Here is a 14,531-nt window from a genome sequence, read left to right as displayed (position 1 = left end):
GATTCGATCCAAAACCGAATATGCGCTCCACTTCCCTACGCTGGTACAAACCAGATCAGGTTCAAAGGGTCTAGGATGCGGGCATCCAGTCTCAGCCTTATTAGGCTCCCCCAGTGACACATTTATCTTAACACGCTTTTCCATTTTGTCAAATTAATAATTACAAGTGCTTCGCCAAATACTCCATCATCGCTTCCTCGTGGAAAGGCAGCCCTTCGTGGCCGTAGTCATGGTAAATCTTCGCTTCCTTCTCCTCGGTCAGCAAATGGTTGAACGCCGCAAAGCAGGTGGACGGCGGGCAGATCAAATCCATCAGCGTGATCGCCATCAGCGTCTTCGCCTTGATCCGGGTCGCCATGTTCATCCCGTCGAAGTAGCTGAGCGTGCGGTACACCTCGTCCTCGCGCTTGTGCTCCTGATCATATCGGCGGAACCAGTCGATGATTTCGCGGTACGGGCCGGCGGAATGCTGGGCGACCGAACGGCGGAAATCGCACAAATACGGGAACACCGGCATAGCTACCTTCGGCCGATCGTCGAGGCCGGCTACCGCCAGGGTCAGCCCGCCGCCTTGGCTGTTGCCGCACACCGCGATGCGAGCCGGATCGATCTCCTCGCGGGAACAAACGAAATCGATTGCGCGCACGCAGTCCAGATACACTTGCTTGTAGTAGTACTCGTCCGGGTCGAGGATGCCCTTCGTCATATGACCGGCAATCCCGCCCGCGCTGTAGGAGGCGTTGTCCGGCGTCTGCCCGGATTGGCCGCGTGTGTCGATCATGACCGTCGCGTAGCCCATCGACGTCCACTGCAGCAATTCATTGCGATTCCGGCTGCCGCCGTACCCGTGATACCGGACAACTACAGGCATTGGACGGGATGCAAGCGCTTCCTTCGGCACCATGTACCAGCCGTGCACCTTCGTCCCGTCCGCCCCGTCATACACGAGATCGTAGACGTCCACGGAAGCGACCGGGTAAGGGATCGGGGTCAGCGTAGCGTTGAGCGGGATCGCCTTCGACTGGGCCAGCGCTCGTCCCCAGAACACGTCAAAATCCGCTTCCTTCGTGAGCGTCGGCTTGTATTCCTTCAGCTGCGATAACGGCCAATCGACTAATGGCATTTTAGCAACTCCTTATGTCAATTAGTGACAAATTCTCTTTTCATATGGTACTATAAACCTATCGTTTCGTAAATAAATTGATAAAAGGCAAACCCGACCGAAAGGCGGGGACGCAAAACCACGGGTCTTCCGGGCAGAGGAAGTCGTACACATATGTCGTATGGCCGACGCTTGCTCCACGATAGCCGGGCTGCTCAATCGATCAGTCGCTGCCCCCGGTAGCGATTGTTGTTTTTGTGACGCCTGTTCGTAAGGGAGCCTCTACCGATGGATGATTTGAACCGGATGAAACGACTTATGTTGACGGTCACGCAGGAGCTCATTGGCGGCTGCCGTTTCTGTATCGAGATTTCCTCGGATCCTGAGGATCGTACCCCTATTCAATGCGTCAAATTCTCGGGCAATTCCACCCCGATCAGCGTGAACGCCGCTACGTGCATCACTTGCAAAGAATTCAAGAAAACGGAGCGGCTGCAGCAGGCGAAGCTGTCAGACTGACGCTCCCCGCGGAGGGTTATCTCCGTTCGCATGCAGCGGTCCGGTTCGGGCCGCTTTTATTTGGGGTCTTGCTTATTGATTTGGCGGCGCTTCTGTGTCAAGATAAGGCTTGAGCCAAAACCGACATTGAAGAAAAGGTGACCCCTTTGAATAAAGCCATTTTTCGATTGTTGACCGAGCTCTCCTCGCGCAAATGGATCTCGCGGATCACCGGGGCGTTCGCGCAGTCCTCGGCCAGCCGGCTGTTCATCCCCCGCTTCGCCAAGCTGTACGGCATTCGGCTGGAGGATGCGGAGAAGACGGTAAGCGAGTATAGGTCGCTGAACGAATTTTTCACTCGGCGACTCAAACCCGGCCTGCGGCCGATCCATGAGGCGGCCGACGCGCTCGTCAGCCCGGTCGACGCGCTGATCACCGGCATGGGTCGCATCGAAGCCGGCCAGCTGTTGAACGTGAAGGGCCAGGACTACACGATCGAGGAGCTGCTGAACCGGTCTCCGCGCACGGTGAATTACAAGCATGGCTACTACTTCGTGCTGTATTTGAGCCCGACGGATTACCATCGGATTCATTCCCCGGCGGCAGGCCGCGTGCTGGAGAAGGAGCATGTGCCGGGCAAGGTGTATCCGGTTAATGAGTTCGGCCTGACCCAGATGCGCCGCGTCCTGAGCCGGAACGAACGGCTGATTACTTACATCGAGCATGAGACGGGCGAAATCGCCGTCGTGAAGGTCGGCGCGATGAACGTGAGCAGCATCCGCTACGTCGAGCCGCTGCCCGAGCAGCTGGAGCGCGGCGGCGACCTCGCCTACTTCGCGTTCGGCTCCACCGTCGTGCTGCTGACGGAGACCGGCATCCTGACCCCCCGCGGCGACTTGGGCGTCGGCTCCAAGGTCAAGATGGGCGATTGGCTCGGGACGTTGCACGAGAAGTAGCTCTGCAGCTTCGTTAACCACGCCCTGCCTGGACTCAAGTTCAAAAGGTATCGGAGCTCCTCCCCTGAGAGGAGCTTTTTTTATTCAGCTGCGGCACCTGGACACTCACTACGACAGGCTGTCGGAACCAAGCCATCTCACGGCCGCGCGCTCCATCCGGTCCACCCCTTCGGCGATTTGCTCTTCCGACAAATGCGCGAAATAGAAATAGCCCGCCGGCGGCGCCTCGCCGATGTAGTTTTCCCGGGCGTCTCCCCACTGCACGCCCTCTTGCGCACAGAGCGCCCGATACCGCTCATACCCGGCTTCGTCTTCGCGCCAGCGGGCGAAAAGGTGCAGGCCGGCGTCCGAGGGCACGACCTCGAACAGGTGCCCGAGCCCCTCATCGAACCGTCGGCCGAACTGCTCGAACCGCCGGCTGTACACGCGCCCCATGCGGCGCATATGGCGCTCGTAGCCGCCGCCGGCCATGAACTGCGCCAGCGCCCGCTGCTCGAGCACCGAAGCGGGCACGGGCTCGTACAGCCGCAGCGCGCGCATGAACGGCTCGACGAGCCGGTCCGGCAGCACGGCGTAGCCGATGCGCAGCTGCGCCTGCATCGTCCGCGTGAAGGTGCCGACATAGACGACGCGCCCGGCGCGGTCGAGCACCTTCAGCGGTTCGATCGGCCGCCCGCGGTGCCGGAACTCGCTGTCGAAGTCGTCCTCGACGATGACCGCGCCGCGTTCGGCGGCCCACTGCAGCAGCGCCTGCCGCCTCGGCAGGCTCATGACCGTGCCCGTCGGGAATTGCCGACTGGGCGTCACGAACACGAGCCGGGCGTCCCACGGCTCGATCACGAGCCCCTGGCCGTCCAGCCGGCCAGGGACGGGCACGCCGCCGGCGGCGCGGACGGCCGAGACGATCCCGGAGTACCCGGGATTCTCGACCACCGCCGGGTCGCCGGCGTTCAGCAGCAGCTGCGCGAGCAGCGCGAGCGCTTGCATCGAGCCATTCACGATGACGATCGCGTCCGCCGTCACATCAATGCCCCGCGCCCGGCGGAGATGCCGGGCGATCGTTTCGCGCAGGGGCAAGTAGCCCTGCGCAGGAGGGGACGCGCCCGGCGCGTCCGTCTTGGCGCGGACTTCCGCGTATAGCAGACGGCGCCATTCGGGCGCGGGGAACGGCTCCGGCGCCGGGTGGCCGAAGTCGAACACAATCTCGCCCCCTCGCAATCCCTCGGTGGCCGGCTTCACCGAATCCGCAGGTTTCGCAGCCACACTCCCCGTTCTCGTCCCGGCCGGACTCCCGGCCTCCGGTCCCGCTCCCGCTCCCGCACCTTCTGAGTATTCGGTCACACTCTCCCGTTTCAGCATGCTTAGGCGGCGCCCCCACTCCGACAGCGGGATGTCCGTCATCGCCCCGCCCGCCCCGTGCGCCTCTTCGTGACGGTAGAGGACGAACATCCCGCTGCCGAGCACCGCCTCCACATAGCCTTCCGCCGCCAGGCGATCGTAGACTTGGTTCACAAGTCCACGGGACAGCACATACTGGCGCCCCAGCTCACGGCTGGAGGGCAGCCTCGTGCCGTTAGGGAGCCGGCCGCTCGTGATCGCGTCCCGGAGCGCATAGTACAAGGCCGTCTGCTTATAACGATAGGTTTCTAGATACACGGTCAACGGCAAATGAATGTCCACCGGCCCCCCTCCTTTCTTGTGTTTAAAGTGGTCCACTAATTTCAATCATAATTGGACCTTTTGATTTGTCAATTGAGTCTGTAAGATAAGACCAAATATGAGAGAGGGTGGACCGTATGAGAAGAGAAGAATTCGACATGACCACGCGTGAAGAAGTGGATGTATTCCTGCAGGAGATGAGCTTCGGGGTGCTGGGATTGCCGGACGAGGTGTATCCGTACCTGGTGCCGATTAATTTCGCCTACCGGGACGGCAATGTGTATATCCACGGCAGCCGGATCGGGCACAAAATGGAAGCGATCGGGGAAGGAGCGCGCGTCAGCTTCAGCGTAGCCAAAGAATTTGCCATCATTCCTTCCCACTTCACAGACCCGGTGTTTGCTTGTCCCGCAACGGCTTTCTTCAAATCCGTACTGATCCGGGGGACGGCTTCGGTCGTGCAGGACATGCAGGAGAAGGCGGAGGCGCTGACCGCCCTGATGGAGAAGCTGCAGCCGGAAGGCGGTTACGATCCGATCGATCCCGTCGTTCCCGCCTATGCCTCCCGTGTGCGCGGAGTAGCCGTCATCCGGATTACGCCAGAGCAGCTCTCGGCCAAGTTCAAATTCGGGCAGAACCAGCCCGAGGCGAAGCATGCCCACATCCGGGAATCCCTCCTCGAGCGTGACCGGCCCCTGGACCGCGAAACCGCCGAGCTGATGGCGCGTTATTGCCCCGCACATAAGCGGGAATCGCCGCTATAACGAAAAGCAGAGCAAGGACCAGCGGTCGACCTCCCGCTACCTGCTCTGCTTTGCTTAATGCTTTAAGTGTGCACATGTCAGGACTTGTAGCCCCGCCCCGTCACCAAGTGCGCGATCGGCGGCGTCTCGTGTTCCAGCACGGCGAAGATGCCCTCTGGGTACACCGGACGCTTCTTCAGCTGCGACATCGACCGCCAGACGAGCTTCACCGAGGAGTGCTCCTTGTGCCACAGCGGCTCCGGGATGTCGTTCGTCCCGCGCAGCTCGCAGCGATGGATGAGCGTCACCTGATGATGCTCCTTGCCGTAGTACTGAAAAAAATGCTCGTTCACGACCAGCAGCGGTCCGACGATGACCTCCAGGTCATATTCCTCCATGAACTCCCGGATGATGGCTTCCGACGCCGTCTCCCCGTATTCTACGGTGCCTCCGGCGAACCTGTAGAACGATTCGTCCTCGTCGCATTGCACGAGCACTTCCCGCTCGCCGGGCCGGTCATGGACCGAATGGCCTTGCCGGAGCATGATGCCGGCCGCTCTCAATTTCGGATTCATTCTAGCCTGCTCCTTTCGGGCAACAAGGACGTTTTCTCCCCAAGTCACAATTTGATTTTGCTTCTATTGTACATTACCCCGGGCCGGAAAGAAATTCCTGATTGCGCTTCTACTGTTTGTATCGGTTAAAATCACGCCTTCTATACCTCTATGCGGCAACTCGCGCGGGCACGCACACGCTCCCGGAGGTGACGCTCCCCTTCACAAATGCTATAATATACGACAGTGAAGCGAACCGACTAATGCGGAAGGATGACAGCATTTCATGAACCCACTGGTACAGCAGCTGAATGATACGATTGGGCGGGAGAACAAGCATGTTTTTGACATGTTATCCGGTCTTGGCAAGGCGATTTATTTTCCCAAGGAAGGCATCTTGAGCCAATCGGCCGAAGCGAAGACCAAGGCCAAGGCGTACAACGCCACCATAGGGATCGCCCTGGAGCAAGGGCAGCCGATGCATCTGCGAGCGATCCAGGAGACGCTCAGCGCCTACGCGCCCAAGGATCTTTACGAATACGCCCCGCCGGCGGGCAAGCCGGAGCTGCGCAAAGCCTGGCGCGCCAAAATGATCGCGGAGAATCCTTCGGTTGAAGGCAAAGGCTTCGGCAATCCGGTCGTCACCAACGCCTTGACCCATGGCCTTAGCATCGTGGCCGATTTGTTCGCCGATATTGGCGACCCGGTCATTTTCCCCGACAAAAATTGGGAGAATTACGAGCTAACTTTCGGAGTCCGCCGTGGCGCGGTGATCGTGAATTACCCGCTGTACAACGCCAATGACCGCTTCAACGCGGAAGGGCTGAAGGAAGCCATTCTCGCCCAGCACCGGGCAGGCAAGTCGAAGGCGATCGTCATTCTGAACTTCCCGAACAACCCGACCGGCTATACGCCGACCGCGGCTGAGGGCCGGGAGATTGTAGCCGCCCTGCTCGCCGGCGCCGAAGCCGGGATCAACGTCGTAGCGGTTACGGACGATGCGTACTTCAGCTTGTTCTTCGAGGACTCGGTGACGGAATCGCTCTTCGGCCAATTGGCGAATCTGCATCCGCGGATTTTGCCGGTGAAGGTGGACGGCGCGACGAAGGAAGAATACGTCTGGGGCTTTCGGGTCGGTTTCATCACGTACGCTTCGGAGAGCGAAGCGCTGCTGAACGCGCTCGAGCAGAAGACGACCGGCATCATCCGCGCCACGATCTCGAGCGGCCCGCATCCGTCGCAGACGTTCGTGCTGCGTGCGCTGCAATCGCCGGACTTCGAGGCGCAGAAGCAAGAGAAGTTCGATATCATGAAAGCCCGCGCGAACAAAGTGAAGGAACTGCTCGACAGCGGCAAGTTCGACGGCGCTTGGACGTACTATCCGTTCAATTCCGGCTACTTCATGTGCCTGAAGCTGTCCACCGTCGACGCCGAGGCGCTGCGCGTCCACCTCTTGAACGAGTACGGCATCGGCACGATCGCGCTCGGCGCCACCGATCTGCGCGTCGCCTTCTCGTGCATTGAGGTCGAGCATCTTGAGGAGCTGTTCAACCTGATCCACCAAGGCGTGCTTGACTTGCAAAACCGCGCGTAACTCAAATGTGCACTTGCTGATAAAACCCGGCCCACAGCCGGGTTTTTGTTTTGGGTGGGGGAAGTTTTACTCCAAGTTAACTTTTCTACTCTACAACGCCCGCAACCGACTTTTCCCTCACTCCAAAGTAATTTTTCTACTCTAGCATCCGAAACCCAATTTCCCCTCACTCCAACGTAACTTGTCTACTCGATAGCGTCCGCGATCGACTTTCCCACACTCCTAGGTAATTTTTCTACTCTATAACATCCGAAACCGTCTCTCTACCCACTCCAAAGTAATTTTTCTACTCTACAGCATCCGAAACCGTCTCTCTACCCACTCCAAGGTAACTTTTCTATTCTACAGTTCCTGCAACCGACTTTTCCCTCGCTCCAAAGTAATTTTTCTACTCTACAGCGTTCCGCGACCGACTTTCCCTCACTCCAAAGTAATTTATCTACTCTACAGCATCCGAAACCGTCTCTCTGCCCACTCCAAGGTAACTTTTCTACTCTACAGCTCCTGCAACCGACTTTCCCGACACTCCAAGGTAACTTTTCTACTCTACAACTCCGTGGACCGTCTCTCCCCTCACTCCAAGGTAATTTTTCTGCTCTACAACTCCCGCGACGGTCTCTCCCCTCACTGGAAAGTACTTTTGGACCTCCTTATGGCCACTATCCCCTTGACTCAGGGGCAGAAATATACTAAAAAGTCGGGCCTTTTCAATCCCAACTATGGACACACGAACAAATGTTTGGTATAATCAAAATACAAACATACGTTCTGATAGAAGGTGTGCGCTGATGATCCCGACTTCGATACTTGAAGAGTTTGATCGATCCTATCCTACGGAGCAGGCCTGCTTGGAACAGTTGTTTCAATCCAAGTGGCCCGATGGGTATGTCTGTCCTAGATGCGGTCATGGACATGCGTATTTGATGACTTCGCGCAGGCTGCCTCTATATGAGTGCCGTCAATGCTGCTATCAGGCTTCCTTGCTCTCGGATACCGTGATGGAAGGCAGTCGTACCGATCTCCGCAAGTGGTTCCTTGCCATTTGGTTGCTCTCACGTTCCGAGCGCGGCACCACTGCAGTTGCGTTGAGTGAGCTCATTGGAGTTACTTATAAAACGGCTTGGCTGATGTTGCATAAAATCCGTGATGCTATCAGCGCGTCTGAGAATGACCGCCTGTTGTCCGGTGTTGTTCGAGTTAATCCCGCCTGCTACGGGCGTCCCCATAATCCCTCTGTTTTTCGGCACCCTCAAGAGCATCCGTTTCTGATTGGCTCCTCGATGGATGATCAAGGCCAACCCGGAGCAATCAAGCTCATGTTGCTCAACGTCCGCGAACATATGAATCCATTTAAGAAGGTGCTTCGCTCCGGCATTCAATGTTTCAAAAATCGGCATATCGATCCTGAATCCCATGACATTATTTTTATCAAAAACCAATTCGCCCAAAACCGCATCCGAGTCCTCCTTGGAGTCGCGCGTGCTGCCCACCAATGGATTAACACCACTTTCCACAGTCTTGGACGCAAGCATCTTCAAGCCTACTTGAACGAATTCAGCTATCGTTTCAACCAATCTCAATCTCAATCTCAATCTCAATCTCAATCTCATTCTCATTCTCATTCTCATTCTCGATCTCGTCTCGACCAGCCTCCATTTCATGCGTTACTCACCCTCTGTGCTACTTCCAAAAAGATTTGCTATGCCGATTTAACTGCCGCGGCTGCTTAAATCATAGAAGTAGGAGTCAGTCCAGTAGTTAGTTGGCTTGCTTGCTTGTTTGTTTGTTTGTTTGTTTTATCTCTTGGCCGTTTACCGCTTGCTTTTCAATGTTCATGTCTCTTGTTATTCGAAACAAAAAAAACTTCGATCCCATTTCCTGAGCCGAAGGAATTGATTAGAGTTAGTTTTGTTTTCTGTTATCTGCAGGCCGTTTGCTCATTCGGTGGCCCATTGTGCATGTCTTGATTATTGTTATTCGAATCAAATCTCCCTCAATCCCATTCCTGAGTCGAAGGATTTTATTAGTTGTTTGCTGTTATCTGCGAGCCGTTTGCTCATTCGGTGTCCTATTGTGCGTGTCTTGATTATTGATTTTCGAATCTAATCTCCCTCGATCCCATTTTCTGAGCCGATGGATACCTTAGTCTGTTATCGTTACGCCGTTTGCCCGCAAGGTGTTCCATTGTGCATGTCTCTTGTTAATTCGAATCAAAAACGGCTTCGGTCCCTTTTCCTGAGCCGAGGGGATAGTGGCTATAAGGAGGCTGGAACCCCAGTCGACAGCCTCACGTTCTGGGAATAGTATATCGCTATGTGAATTTTATGACGATACGGGGACATTGCGTAAAAGAAGAAACACCTGTTAAGCCGTACGGGTTTCGCGTAAAACGATCCAACAACCTCTCTCCTATACCGCCCGATACACGGCCTGGCCGCGCACGTAGGTCGCCTGCAGCTCCAGCTCCTCCGGGGTGAGCAGCAGGAAGTCCGCGTCCTTGCCGACTGCGAGCGAGCCCTTCCGCTCGGCGAGCCGCACTTGCCGCGCGGGGACGGCGGTGAGGGAGGGCAGCAGCTGCTCCAGCGAATAGCCGGTGAATCGCATCGCGTTCTTCAGCGCCTGCAGCATCGTCAAAGCGCTGCCCGCCAGGCTCGATCCGTCGGCCAGCATAATCTCGCCGTCCCGCACTACGACACCGCCATAGCGGCCGTTCGGCAGCCCTGCCACGGAGATCGCGTCGGTGATCAGGCAGACGCCCTGCGGCCCCTTCACGTCGAACAGCAGCTTGACCGCCGCCGGGTGAACGTGTATACCGTCGCAGATCAGCTCCGTCGTGAGCGCCGGGAGCATCAGCCCGGCCCCCGCCAGACCGGGGTCACGGTGATGGAACGGACTCATCCCGTTGAAATGATGCGTCGTGTGGTTCACGCCATGGCGGATCGCCTCCTGCGCCTCGACGAACGTAGCGTTGGAGTGGCCCATGGACACGGTCACGCCCTGCTCCTGTGCGAGCCAGCGCGCCGCCGCGAAGCCGCCCTCCACCTCCGGCGCCATCGTGACAAGCCGGATGTGGCCTTCCGCTGCGGCCTGAAGCCGCTCCAGCTCGGCGATGTCCGGCAGCCGGATGTGCTCCTTGCTCTGCGCGCCCCGGCGCAGCTCGTGCAAGTACGGCCCCTCCAGATGGATGCCGGCCAGCTCCGCCCCGGTCGTCCGGCCGACGGCGGCCGCCGCGTTCCGCAAGGCCGCCTCGATCCGCTCCAGACTCGTCGTCGACGTCGTCGCGAGGAAGGCGGTCGTCCCTTGCCGCGCATGGAACCGGCTCATCCCGTCCAGCCCTTCGAACGTGGCGCTCAAGACGTCGAAGCCGCCGCCCCCATGAACATGCACATCGATAAAGCCGGGCAGCACGAGCTGTCCTCGGCAATCGACGACGTCGGTTCCGGCCGCTTCCGGCGGGTCACCGGTCCCGATCTCGGCGATTGTCCCCTGCTCGGAGACGCACATGTACCCGTCTGCCAACACCCCTTGCTCCGTGTAAAACGTACCGTTTTTTAACAAGATCCCTTTCATCTGAGGCCTCCCTTTCTTTCCTACTACATCCCGAAATGAGACTGTCGTTTTGTATTGGAATCCTGGAGCGGAGTGAAAAAGAGGACCACGGCGAGTTTTGGCTTGAATCTCCCCCCGCGGAATCCTTTATCCAACAAGGAGGTTCAAACAAGATGTTTGAAAACCATGGGCCTCCGCAAAGTACTCGGAATTACCTACAGAGCATTGCTTCACTTTGTGGGGAAAGCATGGGGTCCTTTTTCACTCACAGCGGCCGTCACTCCCCATAGAATCGACAGTTTCGAACCCCTATTTCCACTCGCCCTTAATCCCCTTCTCCTTGAACAGCCGGTTCACGTCCTCTAGGACTTCTTTACCGCCCCTGTCCATAAACTTCTGCATCATTTGATCCCAGTCCGCCACGCTGGATTGCCCGATGATCATTCTCGACTGCTCGTCGCGTACGAACTGCTCCAGCTCGGCCCAACGCTCCATATACTTCTCGGATTTGATCCGGTTGATCGGATTGATATAAGCCTTGTAATTGCTGTACAACGACTCCATCGCGCTGAATAGCGACCGCTGCAGAGGATCGACCGCTACCTTGGACACTTCGTTCGCTTCGTCGCTCGGCGCCCAGAATCGGGACTCCAGGTAGAAGCGCGGCTGCAGCCCGGCGCCGAAGTCTGTATTCTCCTGACTGCCGTTCACGATCTTGTAGCCGATCCCCTGCTTGCCGTTCAGCCAATCGTAATCCGGGTTGTTCGGAGTCCGCTGATCGAGCGGAATGAACTTGCGGAAGTACTCGTTCATCTCGAGGAATTTTGTCACCTTGGCCGGATCTCCCTGCAGCTTGGAGTTAAGCGTCAGAATCTGAAAATAGCCCGCCAACCCGTTGAACCCCTGCGACCCGTCCGGCGCCTTGAAGGGCGGGATTGGCACGAGCTCCGCCTGAGGGTTGATCGACTTCAGCGTGCGGAAATCGGTCGGCCATTTGTCGTAGGGCTGCTCGTAGAAAATCCCGAACTTGCCGGCATAGAACGCCTTCTTCACGTCGCTGATCTTCGTAACGGCCCAATCCTTCGGAATCGCTCCCGCTTTGTACAAATCCGCCAGCATCCCGATGCGCTCTTTGCTCGAGTCGGCGATGACGCCTGGAATGATTTGGCCGTTTTTGTTCGTGTGGTACCAGGCGGCCGGGTTCCAATACACCCCGAAGTCAAAATCGTACTGAATGCCCATCGCGAGCATCAGGCCGTACGTGTCATCCACTCCGTTGCCGTCCGGATCATTCCGGGTGAACGCGATCGCCACTTGCTTCAGCTCTTCGAAGTTCGTCGGCACCTTCAGCCCGAGCTTGTCGAGCCAGTCTTTTCGAATCATCGGACTTTTGCCGTACTTCACCGGGAAATACCGGGGAATGCCATAAATATGACCGTCCACCTTCATGGCGTCCCACACGTACTCGGGCACCATCTTCAGCGTCGGATATTTGTCGATATAAGCATCTAGCGGCAGAAACGCCCCTTGCTTCGCCCATTTGTAATAATTCGAATCTGCGCTCTCCATCCCGATCACGTCCGGGATATCCCCGCTCGCCATGCGGGCCGGCAGCTTTTGGAAATATTCCGCAATCGGCACGAATTCGGTTTTGAATGCCACATGAAACTTCTCGTTGATCATTTGCACGCCCGGACCGTTCGGCGGGGGTGCCGGACTCGCATATGTACCGTCCAGATAAGAAATCACCATATTGCCGTTCGGCGACTCGCCAGGTTTGTCGGACGAATCGCGATCCTTCGTGGTCGAGGGGTTGGACGAATCGGCCGTGCAGGCCGCCGTTCCGCATGTCAAAACCGCCGCCAGAAGCAGCCGAAGGACCTTAACTGAACGCATCACTTTCCACCCCAATCAAGTCGGTTAATAGCGGCCCGCCCTGTCCCTGCAGAGCCTGCCCCTATTGTCTCACAAGTGCGGTCCGCTGCCTAGAAGCGGCAACCTGGAAACGACGAACCCGTACCGAGGCGGGCCGCCCCAATACGGATTCGCAGATGATCCCAAATCTTACTTCCAAGGCTTCAGCTTTTTGTCGGCCGGCAGCACGGCGTTGATCTGATCGACGTACCCTTGGAAAATTTTGTTGCCGTTATATTTGGTCATGAGCTCCTCGCGGTACTTCGGCCAGTTCGCGCCGGTCTTATCCTCGAAGATTGCTTTGATTTCCAGGCGGGCCATCTCTTTGCGGAAGTCCCCGATGTTCGTACCTTCCGGAGGGGCGAGTGTAACCGGTTCGCCCTTGGACTTCGGAATCGCTTCGACGAACTTCATGATCGCGCGGTCGCGGTCGGACAGACGGGGGTCGATCACTTCGAGCTTCAGGACGGAAGGCTCGTCGAAAGCGGTGAAAAAGCGGTAGATGTTGAGCCAATCGCCGTTCTTCACAATATCCTTGTCGATGGCATCGGGATCGATCGTGATTTTGTTGCCTTCGCGCTTATAGTGCTTGCCTTCCAGACCATAGTGCGTCATGAGGTAGCCTTCTTCGCTCGTCAGCCAATCGAGGATCTCTATGGAACGCTTCACTTTCTCCGGATTTTTATCCGCCACCGACTTCGCAAAGACGAACGGATTTTGTCCGCCGGGCGTTCCGGCCTTCCATCCGTATGGTGAATCGAACGGGAAGATCGGCTGCCAGTCCGCTTTCGGATCCAGCTGCTTCGTCTTGGACTGCACGCTCGTCGGAACCGAATCGAAGGCGAAGCTCATGTCGCCCGACCACATGACGCCGATCTTGCCTTGCGCCGCCTTGTCGAGATGCATCGGGGACTTGTTCACGTACCAGTCCGGGTCGACGATGCCTTCCTTCATCATATCGACGATGCCTTGGATGACGTTCTGCAGCTTCGGATCGGTCTGATTGTCCATAAACGTGTCGCCGTCGATGCGGAAGTCCGCGATCAGTCCGTTCTGAATCCATTGCGGGAAGTCGAACGGAATCCGGTTGCCGCCGGAAGCGGCGCTGATGCCGTACGTATCTTTCTTGCCGTTGCCGTCCGGGTCCTTGTTCGTGAAGTCGCGCATCGCGTTCATGAGCTCGTCGTACGTCTTCGGCAGCTTAAGCCCCAGCTTGTCGAGCCAATCCTTCCGGATGTAGAAGGAAGCATACGTATTGCGCTGGAACGGCATCGGAGCCCGGCTGAACTTGATCCCCTTCAGCTGGTAGTTGTTGATCTCCTCCTGCGTCACCCACTTGTAGTAGTTCGGCATCGTCTGAGGCGAGACGTACGGAGTCAAATCGGCGAGCAGGCCGTCCACCGCATATTTCTGGCTGTCGGTACCCTGGGCGATGAACATATCCGGCACATCCCCGCCGGAGAGGATCAGGTTCATCTTGTTCGTGTAGTCCGACCCGAAGACCATGTAGTCTAGCGTTAAGCTGACATTGAACTTCTCTTCGATCGCCTTTTTGACGAAATCTTTGTCCGCCGACGGCAAGGTTGAGTTCGCGATGCCGTTCGAACCGATGAACCATTTCAGATTCAGCTTCTCCTTCGTCGGCTTCGCCGTGCTCGTACTTGTGCCGGAGCTGGCGGACGGCGTCGCGGATGGAGACGCTTCCTCCTTGCTCGAGCAGGCGACCGTCAGCAAGCTGACCGCCATTACCGTGCTCACCATTTTTAACGCTTTCATGGAATCCTCCCCTTGTTGATCTTCATGGATCATGTTTGATCGTTTCGGTTACAGTTCGATCATAGACGGGCCGGGAGCCGGCGGAAAGTGGCGGTTTTGCTGATTTTCTAAGCGTATTGCAGGTAATCCGTAATAGTGGGATAAATCCGTAAAAGAAGGAGACCCAGGCGGAACCCGGATCTCCAT

Annotated in this window: 11 protein-coding genes and 2 riboswitches; of the genes, 5 read left to right on the top strand and 6 right to left on the bottom strand. The window is 57.2% G+C overall.

The window, feature by feature from the left end:
- Positions 1 to 15 precede the first annotated feature (15 nt).
- Positions 16 to 122: riboswitch (TPP riboswitch) on the bottom strand.
- Positions 123 to 160: 38 nt separating this feature from the next.
- On the bottom strand, positions 161 to 1,123 hold the full coding sequence (locus ACI5FR_RS13450; protein ID WP_405455037.1) for an acetylxylan esterase: 963 nt from the start codon (positions 1,121 to 1,123) through the stop codon (positions 161 to 163).
- A gap of 76 nt (positions 1,124 to 1,199) precedes the next feature.
- Positions 1,200 to 1,321, top strand: a riboswitch (cyclic di-GMP riboswitch).
- Between the two features lie 69 nt (positions 1,322 to 1,390).
- Between ACI5FR_RS13450 and ACI5FR_RS13445 the strand changes: the two genes are divergently transcribed.
- Positions 1,391 to 1,621, top strand: coding sequence for a hypothetical protein (locus ACI5FR_RS13445; RefSeq protein WP_405455036.1), 231 nt, complete (start codon positions 1,391 to 1,393; stop codon positions 1,619 to 1,621).
- A gap of 146 nt (positions 1,622 to 1,767) precedes the next feature.
- A complete protein-coding gene (gene asd / locus ACI5FR_RS13440) occupies positions 1,768 to 2,556 on the top strand; it encodes an archaetidylserine decarboxylase (protein ID WP_405455035.1) in 789 nt (262 codons plus the stop codon).
- Positions 2,557 to 2,664: 108 nt separating this feature from the next.
- Here asd and pdxR read toward each other — a convergent pair whose 3' ends face one another.
- Positions 2,665 to 4,236, bottom strand: a complete 1,572-nt coding sequence (gene pdxR, locus ACI5FR_RS13435) for a MocR-like pyridoxine biosynthesis transcription factor PdxR (protein ID WP_405455034.1) — start codon at positions 4,234 to 4,236, stop codon at positions 2,665 to 2,667.
- A gap of 116 nt (positions 4,237 to 4,352) precedes the next feature.
- Between pdxR and ACI5FR_RS13430 the strand changes: the two genes are divergently transcribed.
- Positions 4,353 to 4,979, top strand: a complete 627-nt coding sequence (locus ACI5FR_RS13430) for a pyridoxamine 5'-phosphate oxidase family protein (protein WP_405455033.1) — start codon at positions 4,353 to 4,355, stop codon at positions 4,977 to 4,979.
- 77 nt (positions 4,980 to 5,056) lie between these two features.
- On the opposite strand, the gene ACI5FR_RS13425 is transcribed toward ACI5FR_RS13430, so the two are convergent.
- Entirely contained in the window at positions 5,057 to 5,533 is a 477-nt protein-coding gene (locus ACI5FR_RS13425) for an NUDIX hydrolase (RefSeq protein WP_405455032.1), read from the bottom strand.
- A 265-nt stretch (positions 5,534 to 5,798) separates the two neighbouring features.
- Between ACI5FR_RS13425 and ACI5FR_RS13420 the strand changes: the two genes are divergently transcribed.
- Both ACI5FR_RS13420 and ACI5FR_RS13415 read left to right on the top strand, forming a co-directional pair.
- Positions 5,799 to 7,106 carry an aminotransferase class I/II-fold pyridoxal phosphate-dependent enzyme gene (locus ACI5FR_RS13420; RefSeq protein WP_405455031.1) on the top strand — a complete coding sequence of 436 codons (1,308 nt, stop codon included), beginning with the start codon at positions 5,799 to 5,801 and terminating at the stop codon, positions 7,104 to 7,106.
- Between the two features lie 788 nt (positions 7,107 to 7,894).
- Positions 7,895 to 8,836 (top strand): transposase, encoded by a 942-nt coding sequence (locus tag ACI5FR_RS13415; protein WP_405455030.1) that lies wholly within the window; start codon positions 7,895 to 7,897, stop codon positions 8,834 to 8,836.
- A gap of 679 nt (positions 8,837 to 9,515) precedes the next feature.
- Here the strand turns inward: ACI5FR_RS13415 and nagA are convergent.
- The 3 genes from nagA to ACI5FR_RS13400 all read right to left on the bottom strand — a co-directional run bounded on the left by nagA (position 9,516) and on the right by ACI5FR_RS13400 (position 14,345).
- Positions 9,516 to 10,676, bottom strand: coding sequence for an N-acetylglucosamine-6-phosphate deacetylase (nagA, locus tag ACI5FR_RS13410; RefSeq protein ID WP_405455029.1), 1,161 nt, complete (start codon positions 10,674 to 10,676; stop codon positions 9,516 to 9,518).
- 288 nt (positions 10,677 to 10,964) lie between these two features.
- Positions 10,965 to 12,551, bottom strand: a complete 1,587-nt coding sequence (locus tag ACI5FR_RS13405; RefSeq protein WP_405455028.1) for an extracellular solute-binding protein — start codon at positions 12,549 to 12,551, stop codon at positions 10,965 to 10,967.
- A gap of 168 nt (positions 12,552 to 12,719) precedes the next feature.
- A complete protein-coding gene (locus ACI5FR_RS13400) occupies positions 12,720 to 14,345 on the bottom strand; it encodes an extracellular solute-binding protein (RefSeq protein WP_405455027.1) in 1,626 nt (541 codons plus the stop codon).
- Between the last annotated feature and the right edge of the window lie 186 nt (positions 14,346 to 14,531).

The organism is Paenibacillus sp. HJGM_3 (assembly GCF_045062745.1).
Taxonomy (GTDB): Bacteria; Bacillota; Bacilli; order Paenibacillales; family NBRC-103111; genus Paenibacillus_AA.
The sequence above is the reverse complement of the archived record's forward strand: the minus strand, read 5'-3'. Positions and strand labels throughout refer to the sequence as shown.

Bases quoted from the DNA above. Each gene is read 5' to 3' on its own strand.
- ACI5FR_RS13415 (WP_405455030.1), top strand. From the start codon at position 7,895: ATGATCCCGACTTCGATACTTGAAGAGTTTGATCGATCCTATCCTACG.
- nagA (WP_405455029.1), bottom strand. From the start codon at position 10,676: ATGAAAGGGATCTTGTTAAAAAACGGTACGTTTTACACGGAGCAAGGG.
- ACI5FR_RS13400 (WP_405455027.1), bottom strand. From the start codon at position 14,345: ATGAAAGCGTTAAAAATGGTGAGCACGGTAATGGCGGTCAGCTTGCTG.
- ACI5FR_RS13445 (WP_405455036.1), top strand. From the start codon at position 1,391: ATGGATGATTTGAACCGGATGAAACGACTTATGTTGACGGTCACGCAG.
- ACI5FR_RS13420 (WP_405455031.1), top strand. From the start codon at position 5,799: ATGAACCCACTGGTACAGCAGCTGAATGATACGATTGGGCGGGAGAAC.
- ACI5FR_RS13450 (WP_405455037.1), bottom strand. From the start codon at position 1,123: ATGCCATTAGTCGATTGGCCGTTATCGCAGCTGAAGGAATACAAGCCG.
- ACI5FR_RS13425 (WP_405455032.1), bottom strand. From the start codon at position 5,533: ATGAATCCGAAATTGAGAGCGGCCGGCATCATGCTCCGGCAAGGCCAT.
- ACI5FR_RS13430 (WP_405455033.1), top strand. From the start codon at position 4,353: ATGAGAAGAGAAGAATTCGACATGACCACGCGTGAAGAAGTGGATGTA.
- ACI5FR_RS13405 (WP_405455028.1), bottom strand. From the start codon at position 12,551: ATGCGTTCAGTTAAGGTCCTTCGGCTGCTTCTGGCGGCGGTTTTGACA.